This is a genomic window from Lampropedia puyangensis, assembly GCF_004833285.1.
Lineage (GTDB): Bacteria > Pseudomonadota > Gammaproteobacteria > Burkholderiales > Burkholderiaceae_C > Lampropedia > Lampropedia puyangensis.
The window spans coordinates 1-26,958 of the sequence record NZ_STFG01000032.1; the positions used below are offsets into that span (position 1 = coordinate 1).

General features: G+C 60.2%; 21 protein-coding genes. 6 read left to right on the forward strand and 15 right to left on the reverse strand.

From position 1 onward, the window contains the following. The coding region (locus tag E9531_RS16435; protein WP_158291827.1) for a transposase at positions 1–358 on the forward strand (358 nt) is incomplete at its 5' end. On the opposite strand, the gene E9531_RS16440 is transcribed toward E9531_RS16435, so the two are convergent. The 13 genes from E9531_RS16440 to E9531_RS16500 all read right to left on the reverse strand — a co-directional run bounded on the left by E9531_RS16440 (position 344) and on the right by E9531_RS16500 (position 16,514). Then, on the reverse strand, positions 344–1,624 hold the full coding sequence (locus E9531_RS16440; protein WP_136574860.1) for a porin: 1,281 nt from the start codon (positions 1,622–1,624) through the stop codon (positions 344–346). The two genes, E9531_RS16435 and E9531_RS16440, sit on opposite strands and share 15 nt — an antisense overlap. Before the next feature lie 109 nt (positions 1,625–1,733). Continuing rightward, positions 1,734–2,510 carry an enoyl-CoA hydratase/isomerase family protein gene (locus E9531_RS16445; protein ID WP_136574861.1) on the reverse strand — a complete coding sequence of 259 codons (777 nt, stop codon included), beginning with the start codon at positions 2,508–2,510 and terminating at the stop codon, positions 1,734–1,736. Between the two features lie 59 nt (positions 2,511–2,569). After that, entirely contained in the window at positions 2,570–4,753 is a 2,184-nt protein-coding gene (locus tag E9531_RS16450) for an acetate--CoA ligase family protein (protein ID WP_280177204.1), read from the reverse strand. A 161-nt stretch (positions 4,754–4,914) separates the two neighbouring features. After that, positions 4,915–5,913, reverse strand: coding sequence for an NAD(P)H-dependent flavin oxidoreductase (locus E9531_RS16455; RefSeq protein WP_244610161.1), 999 nt, complete (start codon positions 5,911–5,913; stop codon positions 4,915–4,917). Further along, on the reverse strand, positions 5,910–6,923 hold the full coding sequence (locus E9531_RS16460) for a Bug family tripartite tricarboxylate transporter substrate binding protein (protein WP_136574863.1): 1,014 nt from the start codon (positions 6,921–6,923) through the stop codon (positions 5,910–5,912). The genes E9531_RS16455 and E9531_RS16460 overlap by 4 nt, the downstream gene beginning before the upstream one ends. 75 nt (positions 6,924–6,998) lie before the next feature. After that, on the reverse strand, positions 6,999–7,760 hold the full coding sequence (locus E9531_RS16465) for an SDR family NAD(P)-dependent oxidoreductase (RefSeq protein WP_136574864.1): 762 nt from the start codon (positions 7,758–7,760) through the stop codon (positions 6,999–7,001). Between the two features lie 77 nt (positions 7,761–7,837). Continuing rightward, a complete protein-coding gene (locus E9531_RS16470) occupies positions 7,838–9,244 on the reverse strand; it encodes an aldehyde dehydrogenase family protein (protein WP_136574865.1) in 1,407 nt (468 codons plus the stop codon). Positions 9,245–9,281: 37 nt separating this feature from the next. Continuing rightward, complete coding sequence (locus E9531_RS16475; RefSeq protein ID WP_136574866.1) at positions 9,282–10,271, reverse strand: Bug family tripartite tricarboxylate transporter substrate binding protein; 990 nt, start codon at positions 10,269–10,271, stop codon at positions 9,282–9,284. Positions 10,272–10,476: 205 nt separating this feature from the next. Next, positions 10,477–12,579 (reverse strand): acetate--CoA ligase family protein, encoded by a 2,103-nt coding sequence (locus E9531_RS16480; RefSeq protein ID WP_136574867.1) that lies wholly within the window; start codon positions 12,577–12,579, stop codon positions 10,477–10,479. Positions 12,580–12,624: 45 nt separating this feature from the next. Further along, positions 12,625–13,785, reverse strand: coding sequence for an acyl-CoA dehydrogenase family protein (locus tag E9531_RS16485; RefSeq protein ID WP_136574868.1), 1,161 nt, complete (start codon positions 13,783–13,785; stop codon positions 12,625–12,627). After that, on the reverse strand, positions 13,782–14,963 hold the full coding sequence (locus tag E9531_RS16490) for an acyl-CoA dehydrogenase family protein (RefSeq protein WP_158291829.1): 1,182 nt from the start codon (positions 14,961–14,963) through the stop codon (positions 13,782–13,784). The genes E9531_RS16485 and E9531_RS16490 overlap by 4 nt, the downstream gene beginning before the upstream one ends. A 4-nt stretch (positions 14,964–14,967) precedes the next feature. Then, positions 14,968–16,119 (reverse strand): thiolase, encoded by a 1,152-nt coding sequence (locus E9531_RS16495; RefSeq protein ID WP_136574870.1) that lies wholly within the window; start codon positions 16,117–16,119, stop codon positions 14,968–14,970. After that, complete coding sequence (locus E9531_RS16500; RefSeq protein ID WP_136574871.1) at positions 16,116–16,514, reverse strand: Zn-ribbon domain-containing OB-fold protein; 399 nt, start codon at positions 16,512–16,514, stop codon at positions 16,116–16,118. The genes E9531_RS16495 and E9531_RS16500 overlap by 4 nt, the downstream gene beginning before the upstream one ends. 299 nt (positions 16,515–16,813) lie before the next feature. Between E9531_RS16500 and E9531_RS16505 the strand changes: the two genes are divergently transcribed. The 4 genes from E9531_RS16505 (at position 16,814) to E9531_RS16520 (ending at position 23,272) form a co-directional block, all read left to right on the forward strand. Then, complete coding sequence (locus E9531_RS16505) at positions 16,814–17,971, forward strand: acyl-CoA dehydrogenase family protein (RefSeq protein WP_136574872.1); 1,158 nt, start codon at positions 16,814–16,816, stop codon at positions 17,969–17,971. A 129-nt stretch (positions 17,972–18,100) separates the two neighbouring features. Further along, positions 18,101–20,245, forward strand: coding sequence for an acetate--CoA ligase family protein (locus tag E9531_RS16510; protein ID WP_136574873.1), 2,145 nt, complete (start codon positions 18,101–18,103; stop codon positions 20,243–20,245). A gap of 9 nt (positions 20,246–20,254) precedes the next feature. Further along, positions 20,255–21,148 carry an alpha/beta fold hydrolase gene (locus E9531_RS16515; protein ID WP_244610162.1) on the forward strand — a complete coding sequence of 298 codons (894 nt, stop codon included), beginning with the start codon at positions 20,255–20,257 and terminating at the stop codon, positions 21,146–21,148. A 27-nt stretch (positions 21,149–21,175) separates the two neighbouring features. Beyond that, positions 21,176–23,272 (forward strand): FAD-dependent oxidoreductase, encoded by a 2,097-nt coding sequence (locus tag E9531_RS16520; protein ID WP_136574875.1) that lies wholly within the window; start codon positions 21,176–21,178, stop codon positions 23,270–23,272. A gap of 501 nt (positions 23,273–23,773) precedes the next feature. Here the strand turns inward: E9531_RS16520 and E9531_RS16525 are convergent. Beyond that, positions 23,774–24,631 (reverse strand): MaoC/PaaZ C-terminal domain-containing protein, encoded by an 858-nt coding sequence (locus E9531_RS16525; protein ID WP_136574876.1) that lies wholly within the window; start codon positions 24,629–24,631, stop codon positions 23,774–23,776. Positions 24,632–24,740: 109 nt separating this feature from the next. Then, complete coding sequence (locus E9531_RS16530; RefSeq protein ID WP_136574877.1) at positions 24,741–25,667, reverse strand: SDR family NAD(P)-dependent oxidoreductase; 927 nt, start codon at positions 25,665–25,667, stop codon at positions 24,741–24,743. Positions 25,668–25,856: 189 nt separating this feature from the next. Between E9531_RS16530 and gcvA the strand changes: the two genes are divergently transcribed. Next, on the forward strand, positions 25,857–26,780 hold the full coding sequence (gene gcvA / locus E9531_RS16535; protein ID WP_136574878.1) for a transcriptional regulator GcvA: 924 nt from the start codon (positions 25,857–25,859) through the stop codon (positions 26,778–26,780). Positions 26,781–26,958 lie beyond the last annotated feature (178 nt).

A 26,958-nucleotide genomic window follows, 5' to 3' on the forward strand; every position in this document is an offset into this window, starting at 1 on the left:
TCATGCGATCTCGGTAACAACGGCCAACATCACCGCCCGCAAAGGGGCATTACAAGCGCTTGCCCATAACAAAGCCCGCTTGGATTGCGTGCAAAAGCTATTGGTTGATGCAGGCTATCAGGGCGCACCTTTCGCTCAAGCGGCCACTGATTTTCTTGTTGCCTGCACAGAGGTGGAAGTTGCAAAGCGAGATCAATTGCACACCTTCGCTGTCTTACCAACGAGATGGATTGCCGAGCGCAGCTTCGCTTGGCTGGAGAAAAATCGAAGGCTCAGGAAGAACTGCGAGCGATGGCTCAACACCAGCTTGCAGTTCATCCATCTCGCCTTCATCGGATTGTTGTTACGAAGATCGTAAACACGTTCTTAGAACGTGTGCCTTAAGCCCAGAGAAAAGTTGGACTCTTTTTGGAAGGTGGGGCCAAAGGCTGGTCCAGATTTGTCNGAACGTGTGCCTTAAGCCCAGAGAAAAGTTGGACTCTTTTTGGAAGGTGGGGCCAAAGGCTGGTCCAGATTTGTCGGCGTAGCGGTAAACGCCATAGATGGATGTACGTTTGGACAGCGTGTGCTTGGCAGTCAGCACGAAGTCGGTGCCAGATTTGTTCGCTCCGGCGCGTTCTTTGGCGTACACCGCATCGGCGCTTATCACGACGAATTGCGTAGGCACCGTCACACCAAAGCTACCACCGTGAATGCCTGGTGATTGCAAGGTGCCTGCGGCATAGGCAAAGCCCATGCGCTGGTCGTTGTGGTGGTAAGAGGCGGCTGCCTTGAGAAAACCAAAATCGTACGAACCTCCGATGGACATGTTCTCAACATTGCTTTTCTGACTCCAGCCCGTTGCAACTTTGCTGTAGTTGTAGGTCAGTCCGGCAGTGAGTTGCTTGTATTTGTAGGTCAGGCCAATGTCGTATTTGCCATTGGTGCTGTCAGTACCCAGTGCGGTAAACGGCCCCATGGCGTTGTAGTTGTCTTTGAAAACATAGCCCAGCTGCAGTTGCAGACCGCCCATGGTGGGGGAAGTGTATTTGACCATGGCGCTGTCGCGGGAGCCGCCACCATAGCCAAAAATGGTGCCCACCCCTGAGTAGGCTAGCGCTTCCATCGTGTCCCAGGCGGCGACCACGCTGAAAGTGGCTGTCAATTGGCGGCCTGCGCGGATAGTGCCATAGGGGCTTGAGAGACCGACCCATGCTTGACGGGCAAAAGTGGCCGTGTCGGTGCGACCATCGTTGAGCCGAATGCCTTGCTCGAACTGGAATGAGGCTTGATAGCCCTGGCCGAGGTCTTCCGTGCCTCTGAAGCCGATGCGGCTGGGGCCCACATTGAGGGCGGTACTCGATTGCAGTCCGGTGCTGTCGTTGAGTTTGCCGATGGCCATGTCGGCCACACCGTACATGGTGACATTGGCGTGGCTGTACGCGGCAGGCAGCAGGCAGGCAGCCATCAGAAGGGGGTGTTGTTTTTTCATAGAGTTTGTCTCCGATTTGTCATTGTGTTTTTTCAAGCGCAGGCGCAAAACGGCTGCGTCAGGTAGGAAGGGCGGTGGTGGGCTGGTGAACTGTCTGAGGCTCCTTTCGGGGGTGTTGGCGCGTGCGAAACCACTGCCTTGGCGTGTCGCCATGGCAGCAGCGCTGCAGCGGTGTTCAATCAGATGGGCAGAAGAGGGCAGCAGAGAGCGGCAAACCGTGCGTGACTCGTGAGGCCGGGCTGGTGCGCAACGGTTGTCTGGTTTAGCGGCCAATAAACTTGGCTGGCCGTTTTTCCTGGAAGGAGGCAATGCCTTCGCGGTAGTCTTGCGTTTGGTGGATTTGCGGTTGCATCAGCGCTTCGTATTCCAGGAAGTGGTCGAGCGTGGGCTGCTGTGAGAACTGGAACATTTTCTTAGCCATTGCCAAGGCATAAGTGGGCTGCGCCGCCATGGATTGGGCCAACTCCTGTACGACTTGTTCAAGCTGCTCGTCTGGCACCACCTGGTTGACGACGCCCATGTCGGCGGCCTCTTGGGCCGAGAAAAAGCGGGTGGTGAACACCAGCTCGCGGGCTTTGGCCAGGCCAATCAAGCGTGAGAGGAAAAACACCGCGCCCGAATCCGGGGCCAGGCCGCGTCGCGCAAAAATGCAGGAAAAGCGGGCCGTGTTTGAGACGATTGCCATATCGCAGGCCAGCATCATGCTCAAGCCAATGCCCACGGTGGAGCCGCGCACCGCCGCAATCACGGGCTTTTCAATGTGGTAGAGCGCCCGAATCAGCGTATGGGCGTTGCGTTGCAAATTGTTGCGGGCACTTTTGACGTCACGCGCTGCCATTTTCGAGACATCGGCACCGGCGCAGAATGTATCGCCTGTGCCGGTCAGCACTACGGCACGGATGTCGTCGTCCTGGTCGGCCTGGCGAAACGCCTCGGTCAGTTGCTGGCGCATGTCGTTGGCCAGGGCATTCTTGCGCTCAGGGCGGTTGATGACGATGCGGGCAATGCCCCCGGATTTCTCATATTCAATTTCAGCCATAGCTAATACACCAGGTTAAGAGATAAGACAAAGTGTGCAAAAACTGACGAAGCGGCCGGCTAGGCCTGCTGCGCAGCAGAGGGCGCAGCCGCCTGCGACTGCGTGACCAGCAAGGCATCGACGGCCACCGCGCCAAGCCCGGCTGGATAGACCAGTACCGGGTTGAGATCGATTTCTTGGATGCGATCGGCATGTTCGGCCGCCAGTCGTGATACCTGCACCAGCATCTGCACCAAGGCATCGATGTCGGCCGCCGGTTGGCCGCGCACCCCTTGCAAAATGGGCAATGCCTTGAGCTGCAGCACCATGGCCCGCGCTTGCGCGGCTGTCAGGGGTGCGGGCGCGAACACCACATCGCGCAACACTTCAATATAAATGCCGCCAAGCCCCAGCATGACCAAGGGGCCAAAGTCGGCATCGCGCACCACACCAATCACCATTTCATGTCCTGGTGGCATCATGCGCTGTACTTGCAGTCCGTCGATGCGGGCCTGCGGGGCATGCCGCTGCACCTGGGCGAAAATCTGTTCGGCAGCTTGCGCTACGGCGGCGGCATCGGCCAGGTCCAGGGCTACGCCGCCTGCTTCGGTTTTGTGGGCGATGTCGGGTGAAGCAATTTTCAGCGCAACTGGAAAGCCCATGGCCTCTGCTGCGGTAGCGGCCTCAGAGGCGTTGCGTACCAATGCTTCCGGCGGCAGGGCAATCTGCCAGGCGGTCAGAAATTCGCGCAGAGCAGGGCCGCTCAACTCGCCTTGATTGGCAGGCCAACTGGGTTGGCTGTGGTCGGTTGGTGCATTGTGTGTTGCAGCAGGTGGTTGGCTGACTGCTTGGCGTTCATGCAGAAACTGTTGATGCCAGCTCAACGCCAGCATGGCTTTGGCAAAGACTTCCAGGTCTAGGTGCAAGCCACCCACGCGGGCCAACACTTCCATGGCTTTCGGGGCCACCACACCGGGTGAATGGAACACCAACGGGCGTTGTGTTTGGGCATAGATGGCTTTGAGCGGCGCTTCCATCTGTGTCATCCGTTCAGGCGAAACCAGCGACACCACAATCAGACCGATGTCGATGTGCTGGTTGTGCCCCATCAATTGCAAGATACGCAGCAGGGTGGCACCACCGTCTTCCACCACACTGGCGGTCACATCGACTGGGTTGTTGGCCGAGCCGTAGGCCGGGATGATGCGCGCCAGCTCTTGGCGCAGCGACTCATCAAACGCCGGCACTTCCAGCCCTGCCTGCTCGCAGATGTCGGCGGCCCAGCCGCCAGCCCCGCCTGAGGTGGTGACAATGCCCACCCGTTTGCCTTGTGGCTGCACACCGGCACTCACGGCAGCAGCAATCGCCAGCATGTCTTCGGGCGTGTCGACTCGTATGGCTCCGTGGGCGCGCAGCACGGCATCGTAGGCGGTGTCTGCACCAGTGAGGTGCGCTGTGTGTGAGACGGCGGCGCGCTGGCCCGCATTGGAGCGGCCAATTTTGGCCACGATCAGCACTACGCCTGCCTCTGCGGCTTTGGCTGCCACGGCGGCAAAGCGTTCAGGGCGATGAAAGCCTTCGACAAACAGCAGCACCGCCCGTGAGCGGCCATCGGCGATGACGTAGTCCACAGCCTCCAGCAGCTCAACATCGGCTTCGTTGCCGGTGGAGATCAGGTGTTGCACCGGCACTTGCTGCGCACGGGCTTTGCCATACAAGGCAAAAGCCATGGCACCAGACTGCGAGACGATGCTGATGCGCTGGCGCAAAGGCCAGTCGGTGGCGCGATGCAAGGGAATGCGCGTCAGGGTAGGGCTGAAGGTGGCGACCAAGCCGCGTTCAGCATCAAAAAAGCCTTCGCAATTGGGGCCAAGAATGCGCATGCCACTGCGCTGTGCAAAGGCTGCGACCTGGTCCTGCAGGCGTTGCCCAATGGGCACGCCGTTGGCACCTGCACTGTAAATAGCGGCGGCGCGAATGCAGCGTTGCTGGCATTGTTCCAGTACGCCCATGACCTGGTCTGCAGCAACCGCGATGAGAGCCAGATCCACCGCTTGCGGCAGCTCCAACACACTGGCATAGGCCGCCAAACCTTGTACGGTTTGCTGGCTCGGGTTAACGGGGAAGACCGGGCCCGCAAAGCCTGCATTACACAGCAGTTGCAGCAGGCGGCCGCGAATTTTGGTGGTGTCGTTCGAGGCACCCACCACGGCGATGCTGCTGGGTGCAAAAAGACACGAGAGGGACGGTGGTGTATTGGGCACTGGAGTATGGGCTGAGACGGTGATTGGGCTGCTGGCTTTAAAGGGCCTACAGGTCTTTGCTAGTGCGGTGAGTTACTCTGTGGGGTGCAGTCCAGGTGGTTTGGTCGGTCAGGCTCAGCCAGCAGAAGCTTGGCAAAGCGAGGCAACACCACAGAAGACTATTAGCGCAGGCGCTCCCGCCAGTGTTGCCGGGCTTGCTCGTATTCCTGCACCAAACGCTCCACCAATGTCGCAACGCTGGGGATGTCGTGGATATTGCCAACGCCTTGGCCAGCGCCCCAAATATCTTTCCAGCGCTTTTGGCGCTCCCCGGAGGCCCGCACGGCTGCCGCATCGACCACGGGCAAGTGGTCGGGGTCGAGCCCGGCGGCCACCAGGCTGGGTTTGAGGTAGTTGGCTGGAATGCCTGAGAAGTGGGGCGTGTAGATGATGTCGGTGGCGGTGGCATCGACCAGCATTTGCTTGTAGCCAGGAGCGGCGCTCGACTCTTGCGTGGCGATGAAGCGGGTGCCCATGTACGCCAGGTCTGCGCCCATCACTTGGGCAGCAAGAATCGATTGGCCATCGGTAATGGCACCAGCCAGTACCACCAGGCCATCGTAGAAGGCGCGGATTTCGCGCAGCAGCGCAAACGGGCTGATGGCTCCGGCGTGGCCACCGGCACCAGCGCAGACCAGAATCAGCCCATCGACCCCGGCTTCCAGGGCACGCCTGGCATGGCGCACGGTGGTCACATCGTGCAGTACCAGGCCGCCATAGGCATGCACTTGAGCAACGACCTCAGCAGGGGTGCCCAAGCTGGTGATCACCACCGGCACCTGGTGGTTGACGACGGTTTGCAGGTCGGCTTCAAAACGGTCGGTGTTTTTGCGGATCACCAAGTTGACGCCGTAAGGCGCGACTGGCTGGCCGGCACTGAGCGAGGCCTCAAGCGCTTGCTCGATGCGGCTGAGCCAGACGCTCAGTGTTTCCTGTGGGCGTGCATTGAGAACCGGAAACGTACCAATCATGCCGCCTTGGCACTGTGCAATCACCATCTCCGGGTTGGAGACGATGAACATCGGCGAGGCAATCGCGGGCAGCCGCAGTTGCGCCGCCAAGGCTTTTGGGTCGAGGTGGAGCATGCCACTCAGGGCTGCAGAGACGGTGGTGCTGGTCATTTGGAGGTCGCCATCAATTGAGACAGAAGCGGCGTGACGGTGGTCAATTCGCGTTCGATCCGTTGGTGCATTTGTGCACCCGTTTCGCCCAGAATGACATAGCCATTCTCAAGCAGGAATTTTTTGTGTTTCTCCAGCGCATGCATCGCGGCACTTTGCAGGCGTGCCTGCAGGGCTGGCGGCAAGTTGGCTGGTGCTACCAGGCCGGTCCAGGTGTCGGCATCGTAGTCGGCTTGGTGGGTAATTTCGGCTACCGTGGGCAAGTCGGGCAAGATGGCCAGGCGCTTGGGTGTGCCAATGACCAAAACCCGCAGACTGCCGTCTTTGATGCTCGGCAGCAGCGAGTCGACATAGGAAAAAATCATGTCCACCATGCCAGCGCGCAAGTCGGTCACGGCTGGCCCGGCACCGCGGTAGGGCACATGCAGAATGTCGACTCCAGTGGCGTGTTTGAACATTTCGCCTGACTGGTGCAGCGACGAACCATTGCCGGCTGAGGCGTAGGTCAGCTTGCCGGGATTTTTCTTGGCGTAGTCGAGCAGTTCTTGCACGGTTTGAAATGGCGCGTCGGCACGCACGGCCAGCGCCAGTGGGGCCGTGACCAAAGTGCCCAGCATGGTCCAGCTGGTCAGGGGGTCATAGCTGAGTTTGGGGTAAATGGCCGGGTTGATCACATGCACACCAGCGGTGGTGTACATGATGGTGTAGCCATCGGGTTTGGCACGTGCCGTGGACTCTGCGCCAATCGTCGCCCCGGCCCCGGCTTTGTTTTCCACCACGAAAGGCTGGCCCATTTCCTCGCCCATGGTTTGGCCAATCAAGCGGGCGACGCGGTCGGTGGCGCCGCCCGGCGGGAACGGCACAATCAACCGGATGGGGCGATTGGGATAATCGTCTTTGGCCATGACCGGAGCCAAAGCCATTGATAAGGCGGATGCGACGCCCAGCTTGGCGATGGCACGGCGGCTGATGCCGGTTGGGGTGGGCTGCTCTACTCCATGGTGTTCCATGCTTGTCTCCTGATCGTTTTGTTGTTAGCGCGGCCTGGCTGCTGGCGGCCTTTGGATATGTGTCGCGGGCGGGTTTTAACCCATCATCGCCAGGCCGCCGCTGACCTCGAGCACCTCGCCGACGATGTAGTCGGCCAGTGGTGAGGCGAGAAACAGCACGGGGCCTGCAATGTCTTGCGGCTGCCCGACGCGGCCGGCTGGAATGCCTTTGATGCGCTCGGCGTATTTGTCGGCCACTTTCACATTGCCATAAAAAGCCGTATCAACCAGGCCAGGAGCCACCGCATTGACGTGAATGCCATGCTGACAGAAATCCTTGGCGAATGCTTTGGTCAGCGACGAGACCGCGCCCTTGGCTGCCGCATAGGCGCTGCCACCGGGCGCACCACCGTTGCGTGCGGCGGTAGAGCTGATATTGATGATGCGGCCTCGCTGGGATTGCTTGAGCAGCGGCAAGCAGGCTTGCGTGACCAAAAAGACGGAGCGCAGATTGATGTCGATGACGCGGTCCCAGGTGTCGGCGGCCAAGTCTTCAAACGCCATTTTGTTGGGCGAGGCCCCGGCGTTGTTGACCAAGACATCCAACTGGCCAAACTGGGCCTGGATCTGCGCGGCAATGCCGTTGGTGGTGGCTGGATCGGTCAAGTCGCCTTCGACCAGCAGGGTCTGCGCGCCGCCTGCCTGCAATTCTTTCTGCAGAGCTTGGGCCGCGTCTGCCAGGCCAAAGTCGTGCAGCACAAGGCGTGCGCCGGTGCGTGCAAATTCACGTGCAATCTGGCTGCCAATGCCGCCGCTGGCACCGGTGATGAATACGGTTTGGTTGGAAAAGTCCAACATAGAAAATCTCCTTCATGAAACGCGAGGGGCAGGCGGGCTCGGCGCCCGCACCGCACAATGGGATGGTGGCTTGCGCTTTAACTGGTTTGGGCCACTAGGTAGGCTTTTTTGCGCATGAAGCGCGTGATCGAGTCGTAGCCCAAACGTGAGCCAGCCAGGCCTGAGTACTTGAAGGCATTTTTCTCATGCGTATCACCCTCGCCAATGGCGGCGGTGCCAAGGCCCGTGCCGTTGATGCTGATGGCACCAACATCCATGCGCTCGGCAATCTCCAGGCCTTCTTCGGCGCTGCCTGCAAAGACGGCACCGCTGAGACCGTACTGGCTGTCATTGGCCAGTGCAATGGCCTGCTCCAGCGTGTCATAGGCCATCACCGGTATCAGCGGGCCAAAGGTTTCATCGCGCATCAGCACCATCTCATGCGTGACGCCGCTGACCACGGTGGGCTCGGCCCACCAGCCGCCGCCGTCGCGTTGCGCCACCGGGCCACCACATTCGATGCGTGCGCCTTTGGCAACCGCATCTTCAAGATGGCGGTTGATGATGTGGGCTTGCGACTCTTGGATGATGGGGCCGAGGCTGCCGTCTTGGAGGCTGGGATAGGCGGTTTTGATACGCTGGGCCTGCTCGACCAGCTTGCCAATCAAGGCGCTGGCCGTGGCCTTGGGCGCATAGACGCGTTCGATCGACACGCACACCTGGCCCGCATTGGCCACTGCGCCTTGCACAATCGCGGCGGCGGCTTTGTCCAGGTCGGCTGAGGCGGTAACGATGGCAGGGTCTTTGCCACCCAACTCCAGAAACGCAGGAATGAAGGCCTTGGCGCAGGTTTCGGCCACTTTTCTGCCGGTGGGCACGCTGCCGGTAAAGCACACGGCATCCACATGCTCGACCAGTGCAGCGCCCAGCGCACCATCGCCTGCAACATAGTGCAGCACGGCGGCCATTTCTGGCACGCGTTGCAAGCTGGCCACCAGCGGTGCCATGAAGCGCGGTGTGACCTCGCTGGGCTTGACGATGGCGGTGCAACCTGCCACCAGTGCGGGGATGGTGTCCAGCAACGAGCTCGAAAGCGGGAAATTCCAGGGGCTGATGACTCCCACCAGCGGGTACGGGCTCAGGCCACTGTGGATGTCAACATGTTTGAGTGAGCGCAGGCGTTGGCTGCGTTGGGTAAACACCTCAGGAGCCATGATGCTGAGCTTGTCGATGCTGCTGGGCAGGCGCAGCATTTCCTTTTCCGACTCGACCACCCGGCCGGTATCTTCAATCAGGGCTTGCAAAATCACATCACGGTCTTTTTCAACTTCGGCACGCCAGGCGTTGAGCACTTCCAGGCGTCGCTTCAGGCCCATGGCCTGCCACTGTGGTTGCTGGGCGCGCAGGGAGGCCGCAATGCTGGCCAATTCTCGGGCTTCGGTGGCATGTAATTGGTAGTCAACTTGACCGGTGCGTGGATTGCGCACGGCAATGGTTTTAGTCATGGTTCAAGGTTCCTTTGGGGTTCACGAAGCGGTGCTGTCACTCCAGGCTGATGTTGGACTCTTTAATCACTTTGCCCCACTTGGCACGCTCGGTCTGGATGAAGGTCTGGATGTCGGCCAATTCCATGTCGCGGGCCGTAAAGCCAATTTGCAACATGCTGTTTTTGACCTCGTCGGTGCGCATCAGCTGGTTGATGGTGGCGTTGAGTTTCTGGTCGATTTCACTGGCTGTGCCCTTGGGCAAGACCAGCAGATTCCAGATGTCGGCCTCGTAGCCTGTGAGTTGGCCTGCCTCAGCAACGGTAGGGATTTCAGGAAAGGTCGAGAAGCGCTCGGCCGAGGTGATGGCCAGGGTGCGGATCGAGCCTGCTTTGATGTGTGAGAAGACACTGGCAATGCCGACGGTGGCGATGTCAATGCGGCCTGAGACCAAATCGCTCATCAGGGCGGAGTCGCCGGTGTAGGGCACATGGGTCATCTCAATCTTGGCCATGCTGGCCAGGTATTCCGATGCCATATGGCCGGGCGAAACATTGCCAGCTGAGCCAAACGAAACCGAGCCTGGTTTGGCCTTGGAGGCGTCGATCACATCTTGCAGGGTTTTGTAGGCCGAGTCACTGCTGGTGATGACCACCATGCCCGAAGAGCCCAGATAGGCCACGGCATGCAAGTCGGTTTTGGGGTCGTAGGGCAGCTTGCGGCCCAGCAAATCGTGGATCATGGTGGACGACACACCCGAGACGGCCATGGTATAGCCATCAGGAGCCGCACGCAGGGCTTGCGCCACACCGACTGAGCCTGCTGCACCTGGTTTGTTCTCCACCACGGCAGGCTGGCCCAGGGCCTCGCCCATGGCTTTGGCGACAATGCGACCGGCCAAATCGGTGGTGCCGCCAGGGGCATAGGGCACGATGACCTGTATGGGGCGAGTGGGGTAGGAACCTGCGGCGTGTAACGCAGGCAGGGTGCTGGTCAAGGCACAGAGGGCGGTGATGCCCACGAGCTTCCAGGCGCTGAATCGTTGCATATTGTCTCCTAGTAGTCATTGGTGTAATCAGCGATAAGCTCAAATGTAGGAGTCAAATGCGGGCGCTCTCACTTCCAAATGCGTCCCATGCCATGACTTTTGGTTATGGTTGTTGGGCGGCTGCGAGCGCTTGGTGCTGCGCGCACGGGCACAACGCAAAAAAGCCTCTCTTGCGAGAGGCTATTGTGGGCCGGTACAGACGCAGTTACTGCGACTGGGCGGACTTGTGGATCAAAGCATCAACGGCATAGCCGCCTTTGGGAAGGGCAATGAATGGGTTGATTTCGACGCCGTCGAGCGCGTTGGCGTGCTGGGCAGCAAAGACCGATAGTTTGACCAACGCATGGGCCAGCGTGTCCAGATCCATGGCTGGTTTGCCGCGCGCGCCTTGTAGTAAGGGCAGGCCCTGAATCGAGGCAATCATGTCATGGGCGGTTGCCAGCGTGACGGGTGCCGAGCGGAACACGACATCTTTGAAGATCTCGACAAAAACACCGCCGAGACCGAACATCACCATCGGCCCAAAGACCGGGTCACGTACCACGCCCATGACGGTTTCCACGCCGCCGCTGACCATGGGTGAGAGTAATGCCCCTTCCAAACGTGCCGTTGGCGCACGGCTGCTGACGCGCTCCATCATGCTGTGCCAGGCGCTGTGTACTTGTTCGGCATTGGTCAGATTCAGCACCACGCCACCGACATCGCTTTTGTGCGCAATATCGGCTGAGAGTACTTTCATCACCACAGGGTAACCCAGCACATCGGCGGCGGCCGCGGCGGCATCGGCAGTGGTGGCGACGATTTGGGGGGCAAATGGAATGCCCTGGCTTTGCAGCAGGTCGCGCGCGGCGGCTTCGTCCAGCACGCCGGCAGGCAGGGGGGAGGCCGCAGGCGTGCTGACGGCCAGCTCCGGGGTTTGCGCCAGATTGCGGCCCAATTGCGCCATGGCACCCAAAACCATGGTTGCTCTGGCCGGGTCGGAAAAATACAAAATCCCATGCTGCTGCAATTGTTCAACCACTTCTGGACGCGCCCGCATGCTCATGGCGATCAAGCGTTGCGGATGGGCTTGGCGCAGGGCAAAGTAGGCATCGCGAATTTTGGCAAACTCGGCCTCGCTGCGGCCAACGTTGGCGTTGAAGCTCAGTACCATGTCGCAGCCATCCCAAGCGACCACATGCTCAAGAATGCGGGTGAACATGCTGCGGTCGGCGATGGTCTGTGCGGTGGTATCAACCGGGTTGATCGGACTGGAAAATGGCACGATGGCGCGGATCGCTTCTTGCAGGTGCTGAGGCAAAGTCGGCAACACCAGACCGCACTGGCTGGCGGCATCAGCACTGATCACACCGGCACCGCCGGATGGGGTGACCATGCCCAGTCGGTTGCCTTTGGGCAGTGGCGCAATCGAGCAAGCGTAGGCCAGATCAACCATTTCTTCCAGCGTATTGGCGCGCCAGGCACCGCTTTCGGTCAAGATGGCGTCGTACACTGTGTCGGCACCGGCCAGGGAGCCGGTGTGCGAGGCTGCTGCTGCTGCGCCTTGTTCAGAGCGGCCCACTTTCATCACAATCACCGGCTTGCGGTGCTGGCGTGCGACCCGCAGGGCCTGGCGCAGGCGCTCGCCATTGCGGCTGCCTTCCAGGTAGGCCATGACGACCTTGGTGTCGGTATCCTGGGCCATCCATTCGATGCAGTCGGCCACATCGATATCGGACTCGTTGCCGGTGGCCACAAAGTGGCTAAAGCGCAAGCCTCGGTCGCCCGCCAGTCCGTAGAGGTAGGAGCCGATGGCACCGCTTTGGCTGACAATGCCGACATGGCCTGCGGCAAACAATTCATGCTCCAGCGCGGTCATGAAGGTGGCATACATGCCCGAGGCCGCACTGAATGCGCCCATGCAGTTGGGCCCCACCAGCGGCACACCTGCATCGCGGCAACGCTGCGCCAGCGCTTCCTGGGTCTGACGACCGGCTTCACTGACATCGGCAAAGCCAGAGCTGAAGACGATGATGGAGCGGGCCTTGGCTGCCAACGCCTCATCGATGGCGGTGGGAACTTGCGCGCTCGACACTGCAACGATGACTTGGTCTACCGGCGCACCAATCGCTGCCAGCGATGGGAAGGCTTTGATGCCTTGCACTTCGTTTTGCTTGGGGTTGATGGGGTAGATCGGCAAGGCAAAACCGCTGCGGCGCATATAGGCCAGCGGTCTGCCACCGATTTTGTGAGGATCGGACGAGGCGCCGATGACAGCAATCGATTGTGGCTTGAACAAGCAGTCGAGCAGGTGGGCAGTGGTGTGCATGGATTCTGTAGGTCAAGGCGCGGAGCAGCTCCGCTGGAGGAAGGATCAACTACGCGGCAGCGCCAGGCTGCGCGTGGCAATGAGGTTGCGTTGCACCTGTGCGGTGCCGCCAAAAATCGTCAATGGTCTGGAGATCATGTAGAGCCACTCCAGGTCGTGCGGCAGGCCCCATTGCGGGGCTGCGCCCAGCAGGCCACCGGCATCGGCGGCCAATTCGGTGGCCGATTCGGCGATGCGTTGCACCAGCTCGGCATTGAACAGCTTGAGCATGGAAAAGTCTTCGTGGGCATCGCCGCCCTGCATGGCGGTTTCGCACAATTGCTCGTACCAGGCGCTGGCGTCGGCAACGTCACAGGCGTGCTGCGCCAGCACTTGGTGGTAATGGGGTTGCTCCAGGATTTGCAGGGCGCTAGCGGTTTGCCGCAGTACTTTGAAAGCGTGGCGCAGCAATTCGGGTGAACCGTGGCTGAAGCGCTCAAAGCCCAGCAAGGCTTTGCCAACGGCCCAGCCATCGCCAGCCTGGCCGATGATCTGGCATTTGGGTACCGCCACAGAGTCAAAGAAGACCTCGCAGAAATTCTCGTCTCTGGCCAGGGTGCGGATGGGGCGAATCTCGATACCGGGGCTGCGCAGGTCAGCCAGCACAAAGGTGATGCCTTGCTGGCGTTTGGCTTCCTGGCTGGTGCGCACCAATAGGAAAATCCAGTCGGAGTCTGAAGCCATGGTGGTCCAGGTCTTCTGGCCGTTGAGGATCAGGTGCTCGCCTTGCTCATGTCCGCGCATTTTCAGGTTGGCCAGATCAGAGCCCGCGCCAGGTTCGGAGTAACCTTGGCACCAGACCTCTGTGGTGTTGAGAATGCCTGGCAAAAAGCGTGCAATTTGCTCCTTGGTGCCATACCGAAGCAGCACCGGTGTGAGCAGCCGCAGGCCCATGTCCATTGGCCGAGCCACGCTGAAGCGTTCGAGTTCTTCCTGGTAAATCAACTGCTTGCGCAGCGACAGGCCCATGCCACCATGTTCAGCGGGCAGGGCCGGGGCACGCCAGCCATCGCGGTGTTGGGCCTGCAACCAGGCTCGGGCAGGCTGGCCGGTCAGGCGCTCCAGTGGGTCGCGCAGCGGTGAGTGGTAGTTGGCCTGAATCCAACTGCGCCATGCGTGGCGAAAGGCATCATCGTCAAGGCTGTTGTGGTTGGGCGTGCTGTTCATGTCGATACCTCGTGCGCTGTTGCGTCAGGGGCCAGAGGCTCGGTCAAGCCCATGCAGGCCACATAGTGGCTGCGCTGCTCGCGTGCATTACCCAGAAAAGCGTTGAGTCGCAGCGCTGCTTTCAGGTACAGGCCGATGTCGCACTCGGCGGTAAAACCCATGGCACCATGTGCCTGCACACCAAACCGACCGGCCTGAATCGCCGCGTCGCCGGCGCGTGCTTTGGCCGCTGCAGTCATGGCTGCTTGCGCCTGGTCGCTCTCGCCCAGCGCTTGCTTAGCCAGGGCCGCTTGCAAAGATGCCCGAGCCAGGTTCAGTTGAATGCGCACATCCACCGCCGCATGCTGCATGGCCTGAAAACTGCCGATGGGCCGGCCGAACTGTTCACGCGTGCGCAGATAGGCCAGGGTCAACTCCAGCGCAGCTTCGCCATTACCCAGCAACTGTGCCGCCGTCATCAAGCAGCCTTCTTGTCTTGCCTGCGCGGTGGCGTGTTGCACTGCTGGGCCATGGGCCAGCAGTGCGTGCGCTGGGGCGACAAAACCAGCCAGATTCAGAACCGATAGGGTGCTGCCATCGCTGGTGGTCTGGGTCTGCAGGTTGGGCGTGATGGCTGCTGTGTTCAGCAGGAACAGCGCGGGTTCTGCGTCCAGTTGGGCCACCAGCATTAGCTGTTGGGCCAGTGCCAGCGCCACCATGCCACCAACGCTGCCTTGCAGCACAAAGCCTTGTGCGCTGCGCGTGGCTTGCATCGGCGCTTGGCCAACAGGCGGTGGCTGCCAAGCCAGTGCCAATGTGGCACTGCCGTCGGCGTAGCCATTGGCCAAGGTCTGCCAGATTGCTGCGTTGGCATGGCGCTCGAACAGTTGTGCAAAAACGGCGGGCATCATCGCATTGGCCACAACAGGCTCTGGCACCAAGTGCCTTCCGAGTTGTTCGGCGATGGCGCAGGCGGCTTCCACGCCCAGTCCGCTGCCACCTTGCGCCTCAGGCCAGCGCAACAACAGCCAGCCCTGCGCGGCCAACTGCCGCCAGAAGTTGGCGTCTAAAGCGGCACGTCCAGTATCGATGCTTCGCAAGCGGTCTTTGCGCTGTTCTTGCACCAGGAAGGCATGGGCGGTATCGCCCAGCAGCGCCAGTGTGTCGGCTTGTTCGTTGTCTGCGGTGTGGAGGGCCATGCTTTTAAACCGTTGCTGCAGTACCCAGAATAACGGTGCTTTGGCTTGACAGCACCCCGCCATTGCCATGTGCCAGCGCCACCTCGCAGTTGGCCACTTGGCGCTGGCCACATTCGCCGCGCAATTGGCGTGTGGCTTCAATCAGCAACAGCAAACCGTACATGCCGGGGTGGCAATATGAGAGCCCGCCACCATTGGTGTTGGTAGGCAAGGCCCCACCGGGGCGCAGCTTGCCATCGGCGACAAAGTGGCCGCCTTCACCTTTGGCGCAAAAGCCCAGGTCTTCCAGAAATAGCAAGGTCGTCAGGGTGAAGGCATCGTAGAGCTCACGCACATCGATGTCCTTGGGCTGTAAACCTGCCATGGCGTAGGCCTGTGCGCCAGATTTGACGGCTGCAGTCGTGGTCAAGTCGGCCATGTTCGAGATCGAGAGGTGGCTGGCCGACTCGCCGGTGCCCAGAATGAACACCGGTGGTTTGCGCAAAGAGCGGGCACGTGCGGCCGAGGTCATGATGATGGCACCGCCACCATCGGTGACCAGGCAGCAGTCGCGCACGGTGAGTGGGTAACTGATCATGCGCGAGGCCAGCACTTGCTCGGCCGTCAGCGGTGTTTTCTCCCAGGCCATTGGATTGAGCAAAGCCCATTGCCGTGCGGCCACGGCAATTTCAGCCAACTGTTCACGCGTGGTGCCAAATTCGTGCATGTGGCGTGAGGCCACCAAGGCATAGGCGCTGGCAGGCAAAAACGGCTGGTAAGGCGTTTCGTAGGGGTTGATGTCTTTGCCTCGTGTGGCGCTGCGGCCATCAGAGCGTTGGGTGCTGGCATAGGTGATGACGGCGACCTCGCACAAGCCTGCCTCAATGGCGGCCTGCGCATGGGCCACGTGGGTCATGAACGACGAGCCGCCCAAGTAGGTCGAGTCGCCGTACTTGGGATCGATGCCCAGGTATTCGCGCAGGGCCAGGGTGAGCATGCGGCTTTGCGTGGCTGCGCCAAACAAGCCATCCACGTCTTTGTAGCTCAGGCCGCAGTCGTCCAGCGCCCGTGTGATGCCTTGGGCCATCAGGTCCAGTGGGCTCATGCCAGGGGCGACTTTGCCCAAATCCGATTCGGCCACCCCGACGATGGCGCAGCTGCCGCGTTGCAAACTCATGCTGTGGTCTCCTCAATGAGGGTAAAAATGGGCAATGGCGCAGCATCGTCGGATGTCTCCGATGCCGCTTGGAACGCGACTTGCACGCGCTGGCCAATCTGCACCGCCTCAGCATCAAGGCCCTCTACGCGCGACATCATGCGAAAGCCTTCATCCAGTTCAATCAGCGCGACGTTGTAAGCCGCTCCTTCACGCGGGTAGACGGTGGTGGTGGCATGCACCGTGCCACTGCCTTTGCTGATGCGCCACTGCAGTTCGCTGGAGCCGGTGAAGGGGCAGACCAGGCGCGGGTAGAACACCGCTTTGTCAGCGGCAGGGCTGTACTGGTAAGCCAAATGGTGCTGGCGCAAGTAGGAGCGGTAGGTCTCCAGCGGTGAGGCAGTCTGTGCTTGCATGCAAACGCTTTCATGAAACAAAGAACTCCAGCGCCATCCAGCGCCAGATCGATGCGGCAGTGTTACATAGGCACGGCCCAGCCTGATTGCGCTTTTCGCGCCAAGGCATTCATTTAGATCATGGCTTGTGATGGCGACTGCTCACCGCAGCGCGCAGCCTTTGGTTGCGCTGGCCGATACCGCTGGCGGTGCAGATTGCTGCAATGAGATTAATGCATGACTAGCCTCCAATCCCGAAGTGCTGTCGCGCCAGGCCGTCATGCAAGATTGCGCTACTTTTCATCCACAAGAAACACACCATGGACTTTCAACTGAGTGAAGAACACCAAGCGTTTGCCGACAGCGTGCGACGCCTTGCACAAGACCATTTGGCTGCCGATGCACTGCAGCGTGCCCATAGCGATGAGTACCCCTGGGAGACGGCACAGCTCTTGGCCAAACACGGCTTATTGGGCATTGCCTTTGACCCGGAGGACGGTGGCCAGGGTGGCAGCCTGATGCACTCTGTCTTGGCGATCCAAGAGGTGGCGCTGGCTTGCCCCAAGAGTGGCGACATTGTGCAGGCGGGCAACTTTGGCCCAATTCGCACTTTTGTCGAGTACGCCACGCCCGAGCAGAAAGCGCGCTATCTGCCTGACCTGCTGGCCGGGCGCAAGGTCATTGCCTTGGGTATGAGTGAGCCCGATGCGGGTTCGGCCGCCACCGACCTGAAAACCTCTGCACGGCTGGAGGGCGAGCATTACATCGTCAACGGCAGTAAGGTCTTTTCGACCAACAGCACCGATGCCGAGGTCTATCTGATCTATGTGCGCTTTGGCCCAGGCATCAATGGCATTGGCTCCTTGCTGATCGACCGTGGCACGCCCGGCTTTCAGATTGGCCAGCCATCGAGCTTCATGAATGGTGAGCATTGGTCGCAGTTGTACTTCGACAATTGCCGCGTGCCTGCGCAGAACCTGTTGCTGGGCGAGGGCGGTTTTAAAAAGCAAATTGCGGGCTTCAATGTGGAGCGATTGGGCAATGCCTCGCGTTCTTTGGCCTTGGGGCGCTACGCGTTCAACCAGGCTCGCGAACATGCGCTGGTACGCAAGCAGTTTGGCCGCGCACTGTGCGAGTTTCAAGGCGTGCAGTGGAAGTTTGCCGAGATGGCGCTCAAGCTGGAGCAGGCGCAACTCATGCTTTATAAAGCAGCGTTGGAAGGCGAACATGGCCTGCCATCGGCCCACAGCACGGCGCTGGCTAAGCTGGCCTGTAACCAGGCCGGTTGGGAGGTTGCCAATGAGGCGCTGCAAGTGATGGGTGCGATGGGCTTTAGCCAAGAGGCTTTGGTGGAGTATTGTGTGCGGCGCATTCGTGGTTGGATGATTGCCGGTGGCTCGATTGAAATGCTCAAGAACCGCATTGCCGAAGGGGTGTTCGAGCGCAGCTTTTCGCAGCGACCTGCCAAGCCGGCCTGAGCCTCCTGACAGCCGGCACCATGCAGCCCCAAAGCAGCCAGTCTGCGCTTGAGCCTTGGTTTCGCACACCAGCACCAGCAGCCACCATTGAGCGGTGGTGTGCATGTTTAATTTTTTGCCTGATACACCATGAGTGAAACACGACTTCCCGTTACCGGCGCTGCCTTGGCGCAAGCCCTTTTGAAGCCACGCAGCGTGGCCTTGGTGGGTGCATCCGATGATGTGCGAAAAACGGCCGGGCGACCATTGCAGTACCTGCGCCAGTCAGGTTTTGCTGGTGCGGTCTACCCCGTCAACGCACAGCGCCAGACGGTGCAAGGCGAGCCTGCCTGGCCCAATTTGCGGGCCTTGCCAGAGGTGCCAGAGCATGTGTTTGTCATGACCCCAACGGCCAGCGTGCTCGATACGGTGCGCGACTGTGTGGCTTTGGGCGTGCCGGTGGTGACCGTGTTGGCCAGTGGTTTTTCAGAGGCAGGCTCAGAAGGAGCCGCGTTGGAGCAAGAGCTCAAGCGCGTGGCCCGTGAAGGGGGCGTGCGGCTGCTGGGCCCCAGCAGCTTGGGGGTGGTGCACCCGGCAACCGGCCTGGTGCTCACCGCCAATGCCGCGTTTGCTGAACCTGAATTGCCGCAAGGCCGTACTTTTGTGGCTTCGCAAAGTGGCAGCATGATTGGTGCTTTGGTTTCGCACGGCAAAGCGCGTGGAATGGGCTTTGCCGGGCTGGTTTCGGTGGGCAGCGAAGCCGATTTGAGCGCCGGTGAGATTTGCCTGGCCACGCTGGACGATCCCAGCATAGACAGTTATGTATTGTTTCTTGAAAGCTTGCACGATGGCGCGGCGCTGCGCGCGTTTGCGCATGCAGCAGCCCAGCGCGGCAAGCCGGTGGTGGCTTACAAGCTGGGTCGCTCGGCCGCCGCGGCTGAAATGGCGGCCACCCATACCGGGGCCTTGGCTGGCGAAGACGATGTAGCCCAAGCTTTCCTGCAGGATTTGGGCATTGCCCGCGTAAGCCAGTTTGACACCTTGCTGGAGGCGATGCCGTTGGCACGGCGCATGGCGCTGGGTTCTGCACCCGCGACAACGCCTGGCGCAGCGCCTGAAACGGCGCGCCGCAAGAAAACGCTGCGTGTTGGTGTGGTCACCACCACCGGCGGTGGCGCGGCCATGGTGGTCGACCAATTGGGGGTGCGGGGCATTGAGGTGCAGCCGCCCTCGGCAGACACCCTGGCACTCCTGGCAGCGGCCCAATTGCCATGCTCGCCCGGACGGGTGCTGGACTTGACGCTGGCAGGCACACGCTACGATGTCATGAAGCCGGCCTTGGATATTTTGCTGGAGGCACCGGAGTTTGACCTCATCGTCACGGTGGTTGGCTCATCGGCCCGCTTCCAGCCAGAGTTGGCCGTCAAGCCCATTCTCGACAGTGCCCGGCATAGCCGCCCACTGGTGGCGATGTTGGTGCCTCATGCACCGTTGGCGCTGGCGCAATTGACTGAGGCCCAGGTGCCGTGCTTCAAAAGCCCTGAAACCTGTGCCGATGCGATTGCGGCTTTGGCCGGGCGTCGTCAGCCCACGGCGGCTTTGCTGTCAGCTGCCGTGCCACAAGGTGCACCGCGTGCCTTGAGCGAAGCGCAGGCTTATGGTGTTTTGCAGGCACTGCATGTGCCCCATGCGCCAGTGCTGCGCCTGCCTTTGGTCAGTCAGCAGGCACCTGCGCTGCCATTTGACTATCCGGTCGTGGCCAAAGTCTGCTCAGACGCCATTGCCCACAAGACCGAGGTAGGGGGCGTGGTGCTGAATATCCAAGACGCGCAAGGTCTGGCCAATGCCTTTCAGACTCTGCGCACCAACTTGGCCGAACGCGCCCCAGGCGTGCCTTGCGATGAGGTGTTGGTGCAACCCATGCGCCGTGGTCTGGGCGAAGTCTTGATTGGCTACCGGATTGACCCACAAGCTGGGCCCATCATCATGTTGGCTGCTGGCGGTATTTGGGCAGAGGTGATGCAAGACCGCAGCTTGCGCCTGGCTCCAGTGACGCTGGAAGGCGCGCGCGAGATGATTGATGAGGTGCGCAGCCTGACTATTTTGCGCGGTGCCAGGGGCAGCCAGCCAGGTGATCTCGAGGCCTTGGCGCAAGCAGTCAGCGCGCTGTCTCAATTGGCAGTGCGGCCAGATCTCCAGGTGTTGGAAGCCGAGGTCAACCCCCTGTTGGTGCTGCCACAAGGCCAGGGTGTATTGGCGGTGGACGCGCTGGTTCTGCAAGCCTCTACCGCTTAAGTGATGGTTTTGTCCGATTCAGATGTTGGCGGTGACCAGGCCGCTGCAGTCGCACAGGCACGCCAAACCATTGCGGCGCTGGATGCGCAGGCGTACAGGCACGATGTACCACTGGCGGGCGCAGATCCTGCGGCTTTTGTGCGTTGGCGGCGCTGGGGCCAAGGTGCGCCAGTGGTGCTGATCCATGGTGGCCATGGCTCTTGGCAGCACTGGATCAAAAATATTGAAGCGCTGGCCCAAGACCGCAGTGTTTGGGTACCTGATATGCCCGGGTATGGCGACTCATCGCCTGCGGCTGCAAATCCTCAAGAGGAATTGGCCTATTGCCGGGCCATCGTGGCGGGCTTGCTCCAGACTATGGACGCGGTGCTGCCACACGGCTCGGTTGATGTGGTGGGCTTTTCGTTCGGTGGTTTGGTGGCCGGTTTACTCACGGCGCAATGCCCGCGTGTACGCAGTCTGGCTTTGCTTGGGCCTTCTGGCCATGCCGGGCCCAGGCAGCAGATCAAGGATTTGGTGCGCTGGCGTGGCTTGCAAGGCCAGGCGCTGGCCGATGCCATGCGCAACAACTTGGCTGCGACCATGCTGCACCAACCCGAGGCGATTGATGCCATGGCCGTGCAGGTGCATACCCACAGCAGCCTGCAAGCCCGCTACCGCAGCCGCACGGTGTCGCGCACCGGCGTATTGGTCGATGCTTTGTCCACGTTGGCGCAGCCCATGCTGTTTGTGTGGGGCGAGCACGATGTGACGGCCATTCCTGCGGTGGCTGCCGCGGCCCTGGTGCAAGGCCAGGCGCAGCGGCGTGCGCATGTCTGGCCGAACGTGGGCCATTGGGTGCAATACGAAGCGGCCGAGCCCATCAACCAGCAATTGCGGAAATGGCTTAGCCAACCAGCTTGAACTGAATTTTCCAAAAGAGTAGAAGCCATGCAGACTTTGACCACCCATTCCCCCTTGGTGCACAGCCGTGCGCTGGGGCATATTTTGCTGATCGAGATCGATAACCCTCCCATCAATGCCGGCTCAGCCGGTGTGCGCGAGGGGCTCTTACGCGCCATTGAGCAGTTGCGTGCAGATGCCAGTTTACACGCAGCGGTACTGATGGGGGCGGGCACCGCGTTTATGGCGGGGTCAGATTTGAAAGAGTTTGGTCAACCCTTGGCAGAGCCCCAGTTGCCGCAGGTCATAGCCGCCATTGAAGCCTGCGAGAAGCCGGTGGTTGCGGCACTGCATGGCGCGGCTTTGGGCGGTGGCTTGGAGCTGGCGCTGGGCTGCGATGCGCGTGTTGCGGTGGCCAATACGCAGTTGGGTTTGCCAGAGGTCACGTTGGGCATGATTCCTGGTGCTGGTGGAACCCAGCGCCTGCCGCGCTTGGTCGGCATGCCTCGCGCCATCGAGATGGTCGGCACGGGTGAGCGCATCACCGCACGCCAAGCGCAAGCCATTGGGCTAGTCGATGCGGTGGTCGAGTCGGTTGATGATTTATTGCAGACTGCCATTGAGCGTGCCAGTCATTTGGGCGGCAAACGCCGCGTGCGTGAAATGGCTGTGCCGACCGTGGACCCCCAGGTGTTGCAGGCGACCAAGACTGCGGTGCTCAAGGCAGGCAAAGGCAGGCCCCAAGTGCAAGCGGCCATTGATGCGACTTGCATGGCCATGACCGAGCCGGTTGAACAGGCCCTGCTGCGCGAGCGCGAGGTCTTTCAACAGTTGCGCATCGCGCCAGACGCGTTTGCTTTGCGCCACCAATTTTTTGCCGAACGCGAAGCTGTGCGTTTGCCCAGTGCGCTGCGTGCGCCGCTGCGGCAGCTGCAAACCGTGGTCGTCATTGGCGCGGGCACCATGGGCGTGGGCATTGCCATTGCACTGTTGCAAGCGGGCCTGCAGGTGTTGCTGTTGGAGCAAGACCAGTCCGCGCTTGCGCGTGGCAGCGAACGCCTCGCCGAGTACTATCGCGACCGTTTGGCACGCCAGAAAATCAGCCCAGCGCAAGCGGCCGAGCAGCAGGCGTGCTTGCAAACCAGCCTGGATTGGCAAGTGCTGGCACAGGCCGATTTGGTGATTGAAGCCGTTTACGAAGACCTGGCAGTCAAGCAGGCGGTATTTCAAAAAATCGATGCGCATGCCCGTGCCGGCGCGATATTGGCCAGCAATACCTCTTACCTGGATGTGGATGCAATTGCAGGCGTGACGAAGCGGCCAGAGGATGTGCTGGGTTTGCACTTTTTCAGTCCTGCCCATGTGATGCGCTTGTTAGAAGTGGTGCGTGGCGAGCACACCGCAGCCGACGTCTTGGCCACGGCGATGGCCTTGGGCAAGCGCTTGGGCAAAGTGCCGGTGCTGACGGGCAACGCGTTCGGCTTTATTGGCAACCGCATCTACAACGCTTATCGCCAGCAGTGCGAGTTTTTGCTGGAGGAAGGAGCCTGGCCTGAAGAGGTGGATGCCGCCATGACAGGCATGGGCATGGCCATGGGGCCATTCGCTGTGGCCGATTTGTCAGGCTTGGATATTGCATGGCGCATGCGCCAGGCCCAGGCTGCCCAGCGTGACCCGCGCCAGCGCTACGTGCCCATTTTGGATTGGCTGTGTGAGTCAGGGCGCATGGGACAAAAAACGGGTGCTGGCTACTACCAGTATTCGGCAGGTAAAAAAACCGCTGGAAGCGATGCGCAGGTGCGTGCGCTGATTGAGCGCGCCAGTGCGCAGCGCGGTCTGGTTCGCGCGCCGATTGCGGCTGAGCAGATTGTTCAGCGTGTTTTGGTAGCGATGGTGCATGAGGCAGCCTGCCTGCTTGAGGAAGGTGTGGCGCACCGCGCCAGCGATATCGACGTGGTGCTGGTGCAAGGCTATGGTTTCCCCCGCTGGCTGGGTGGGCCGGTGTTTTGGGCGCAGCAGCAAGAGCCAGCGCGGCTGCAGCAATGGATGGACGATTTGGTGCGCAATCAGGGTTTTGGTGCCCAACGCGCCAGCGCCCAGGCGGTAGTGCATTTATTGCAAACCGATGTGGCTGCCAGCGCCTAAGTTGGGCCTGAATGTCCGCGTTTGGCGGTTTTATGGTGTGCTGTGTTGACTTGACGGTCTGAGGCCGGGACTGCCCCCGGCGGGGCACCTTCTTTCTTTGCCTCGCCAAAGAAAGAAGGCAAAGAAAGGCGACCCTGCTATACGGCCTTGGGCTGTTGCCCAAGGTTCCCTGTGCTTCTCGCGGCAGGCGGGGCCTTCGGAAACTCGCTGCGCTTAAACAACCGAAGGCCTGATCCGCCTGCCGCTGCGATGCTCGGCCGTATAGAAGGGATGGGTAATGCCACGACCGCAGCGCTAATTTTTGCAGCCACTGCAGCCCACGGACGCTTTATATCTTGCCAAATGCTTCACGCATCGCTTGATCCCCTTTGTACGCGGATATCTGCAATGCGTGCTTTGAGCGTATGCTCTATGCAAAAACGGGATAAGCCTTGACGACTTATCCCGATATGCATGGGTTGCAGTAGTGCTGTTGGTGAGCTGATGGCTAGAGCCACTGGCTCACACCACATCGATTCGGCCATTGTCCAGCACGGTTTTGCCGCGTGCAGGCACTAGCGCTTTGAAGCTCAGAACATCGCCATCGCGCCACGATTGCACCTGTAAGGTTTCGCCCGGGAAGACCACCGAAGAGAAGCGCACATCCAGGCTACCCATGCGCGAGGCATCGTAGTCAAGCCATTGGCCCAGCATGCTGCGTGCGGCCATGCCATAGCTGCATAGCCCATGCAGAATGGGGCGCTCAAATCCGGCACGCTGTGCTACTTCCGGATCGGCATGCAGGGGGTTGCGGTCGACGTTGAGGCGGTAGAGCAGGGCGGCATCGGGGGCAATGATCAGCTCTGCAACATGGTCGGGGGCTCGCTCAGGCAGGGTATGCAGTTGCAGTGTGGGACCGAACGATTCGCCAAAACCACCGTCGGCTCGGCAAAACGACGTGTGGGTGATGGTGACCAGCAGCTCTCCGCTGGTTGCGTTGGAGATCGCTCTTTCAACGTGTACCAGCGCGCCTTTGTCAGCCCCTTTGTCTTCTACCCCCAGCACACGCGAACGTGCCACCAAATCGGCGGCTGCGGGCAATGGCGCATGAAAACGCATGCGCTGTTCGCCGTGCACGATTTTGCTTTTGGTTGCACCGGTTCTTGCATCGCCAATCCATGCACCCAGATGGCACAAGGTCGCCGCCATCGAGGGCATGGCGCGCAGGTTTTTTTCGTACACAAAGGGCAATTCCAGGGGGTCGAGCGGATCAGCGCCGAAACCGACACTGAGTGCATAGAGCATGGTGTCTTTGTCGGTGTAGGTCTGGCGGCGGTCTTCAAACACCCAGTCTTTCAATGCCTGCACATTCAGTGGCATGGCGTGGCTCCTTGTTGTTGGTTTGGTGTCGCTAGGGCAAGCCGGTCGGCTGCGCGCTCACAGGCCATGTGAACATGGCGTGCGTGCATGGCGCAGCCAAAGGCGCGGCTCAAATGGCTTCCCAGCCAAAGACGTCTTTGGTGCGTTCGGCCGGCGTGAAGCTGGTGCGCCAGGCGGGGATCATTTGCTCTGCCAAGGTGCTGGGGGTCCAGCCTTCGCCGCGCTGCAGGGTGCGAATGGGGCGTGGCTGGTTGTACAAATACACCTCGTTGCCACGCGCACCAAAAATCTGGCCACTGACGTCTTTGGCCTGGTCTGAGCACAGCAATACAGCCAATGGGGCAATTTGCTCGGGACGGGTGGTTTGGCGGCGCTTTTCCAGGTAGCGTTCTTGCTCTTCAGGGGAGAGGCCGGGCACGCTTTCAATCATGCGGCTGAAAGCATGCGGTGCGATGCAATTGGAGCGCACACCAAAGCGGGCCATGTCCATCGAGATGGAGCGCGACAAACCCACGATGCCCATTTTGGCTGCGGCGTAGTTGGCCTGGCCCAGGCCGCCAATCAAACCGGAGGTGGACGTCATGTGCACCAGCGCGCCACCACCCTGGGCCCTGAAGTGGCTGGCTGCTGCGCGGCTGGTGTTGTAGGCACCAAAGAGGTGAACCCGTATGACCGATTCAAAGTCGGCGGGTTCGAGTTTGTGGAAAATGGCGTCGCGCAAGATGCCTGCGCTGTTGACCACCGCATCGATGCGGCCAAAGGTATCGACGGCTTGCTCGACCATGCGCTGGGCCGAATCCCAGTCGGCGACGCTGTCGGCATTGGCGATGGCCTGCCCGCCCGCAGTTTGGATTGCTTGTACGACTTGTTCGGCGGGCGACAGTGCCTGCTTCTCGCCATTGAGCGACACGCCCAAATCGTTGACCACCACTTTGGCGCCCTCGGCCGCTGCCAGTAATGCAATGGCCTTGCCTACGCCGCCACCGGCCCCGGTGACGATGACGACCTTGCCGTCCATGGTTCGCGCTTGACTCATTGTGTGTGCCTTTCTGTCTTTTAACCGGTTGTCTCATGAATAGATACCATATTGTTAAGCAGTTCATTCACAAGGGGACTTGAGCATTCGATTTCAAGATAGAATATTTAGTCATACCTCAATGGTGTGTTTCCAGTCGTACGATTGCCTCTTCATAAATTCAATCGGACGCTAACCAGTTCATTGGCCATGGCACGACGTATTCCTCCTTTAAATCCCCTGCATGTGTTTGAGGTGGTGGCGCGCACCGAAAACCTCACGGTGGCGGCGCAGCAGTTGCATGTCACCCAATCGGCCGTGAGTCGGCAGATTGCTGTTTTGGAGAGCTATCTGGGGCTGGAGCTGTTTCGGCGTGAGCGCCATGGCGTGTCGCTGACCCGTGCTGGCAAGGCCTATGCAGACAAGGTCATGCCGGCCTTCGAGATCATTGCGCAGGCTACCGATGACCTCACCAAGGATGCCCGGCAAGGCGTGCTGCGGGTACGCACCTACACCACGTTTGCGGCTAAATGGTTGATTCCGCGCTTGAACCAGTTTCACCAGGAACACCCCAACATCCAGGTGCGCATCTCCAATGCGGTTCCTGAGGTCGACTTTGACCGCGATTCCGTTGATTTGGCGATCCAGTTTGGCAGTGGCAAGTGGCCACGCATGCAGGAGGATTTGCTGTTTTATGACGAGATAGAGCCTGTGTGCTCGCCCGCATTTCTGAAGAAATACGCGCCCAACCCGAAGTACCCCACTTCTTTGCTGCGGCAGCTGCAATTGGTCTCGCAATACCGACGCACCGATTGGGATGTTTGGCTCAAAGCCGCAGGCTATGCAGACACGCATCCGGGGGCTGAGCAAATGACATTTGGCAGCACGATCCTGTCATGGCAGGCGGCAATGGAAGGTTTGGGCATTGCGATTGGCCAGGAGGCCTTGCTGTGCCAGGAGTTTGCCAACGGCCAGCTGGTTCGGCCATTCAAACAGCCGATTCTGCGCAGCGATGGCTATTACCTGGTGCGCCCAGCGATGCAACGCGAATCGCGCAAAGTGCAAGCGTTTCGCGACTGGTTGATCGGTCAGTGCAAGCCGATTATTGAGGCTCAGACTGAGCGCGTTGCATGAGTCAGATGCAATATAGCAACTCTAGAATGGGGAAGATTGAGTTCTTATTCGTTCTATTGTTAAAAGCTTTAGGCTGATTGATATTTTCCTCTATCCGTACAATATTTAGCCCAGCAGGTCATCAGTTCTCTCCTTCTTTCCACCATATCTGAACGTTGGTAAGCCCGAACTGTTTCAT

Coding starts and splice junctions, on each gene's coding strand:
- E9531_RS16445 (WP_136574861.1), bottom strand. CDS start 2,510: ATGGCTGAAATTGAATATGAGAAATCCGGGGGCATTGCCCGCATCGTC.
- E9531_RS16455 (WP_244610161.1), bottom strand. CDS start 5,913: ATGACCAGCACCACCGTCTCTGCAGCCCTGAGTGGCATGCTCCACCTC.
- E9531_RS16460 (WP_136574863.1), bottom strand. CDS start 6,923: ATGGAACACCATGGAGTAGAGCAGCCCACCCCAACCGGCATCAGCCGC.
- E9531_RS16465 (WP_136574864.1), bottom strand. CDS start 7,760: ATGTTGGACTTTTCCAACCAAACCGTATTCATCACCGGTGCCAGCGGC.
- E9531_RS16470 (WP_136574865.1), bottom strand. CDS start 9,244: ATGACTAAAACCATTGCCGTGCGCAATCCACGCACCGGTCAAGTTGAC.
- E9531_RS16475 (WP_136574866.1), bottom strand. CDS start 10,271: ATGCAACGATTCAGCGCCTGGAAGCTCGTGGGCATCACCGCCCTCTGT.
- E9531_RS16480 (WP_136574867.1), bottom strand. CDS start 12,579: ATGCACACCACTGCCCACCTGCTCGACTGCTTGTTCAAGCCACAATCG.
- E9531_RS16485 (WP_136574868.1), bottom strand. CDS start 13,785: ATGAACAGCACGCCCAACCACAACAGCCTTGACGATGATGCCTTTCGC.
- E9531_RS16490 (WP_158291829.1), bottom strand. CDS start 14,963: ATGGCCCTCCACACCGCAGACAACGAACAAGCCGACACACTGGCGCTG.
- E9531_RS16495 (WP_136574870.1), bottom strand. CDS start 16,119: ATGAGTTTGCAACGCGGCAGCTGCGCCATCGTCGGGGTGGCCGAATCG.
- E9531_RS16500 (WP_136574871.1), bottom strand. CDS start 16,514: ATGCAAGCACAGACTGCCTCACCGCTGGAGACCTACCGCTCCTACTTG.
- E9531_RS16505 (WP_136574872.1), top strand. CDS start 16,814: ATGGACTTTCAACTGAGTGAAGAACACCAAGCGTTTGCCGACAGCGTG.
- E9531_RS16510 (WP_136574873.1), top strand. CDS start 18,101: ATGAGTGAAACACGACTTCCCGTTACCGGCGCTGCCTTGGCGCAAGCC.
- E9531_RS16520 (WP_136574875.1), top strand. CDS start 21,176: ATGCAGACTTTGACCACCCATTCCCCCTTGGTGCACAGCCGTGCGCTG.
- E9531_RS16525 (WP_136574876.1), bottom strand. CDS start 24,631: ATGCCACTGAATGTGCAGGCATTGAAAGACTGGGTGTTTGAAGACCGC.
- E9531_RS16530 (WP_136574877.1), bottom strand. CDS start 25,667: ATGAGTCAAGCGCGAACCATGGACGGCAAGGTCGTCATCGTCACCGGG.
- gcvA (WP_136574878.1), top strand. CDS start 25,857: ATGGCACGACGTATTCCTCCTTTAAATCCCCTGCATGTGTTTGAGGTG.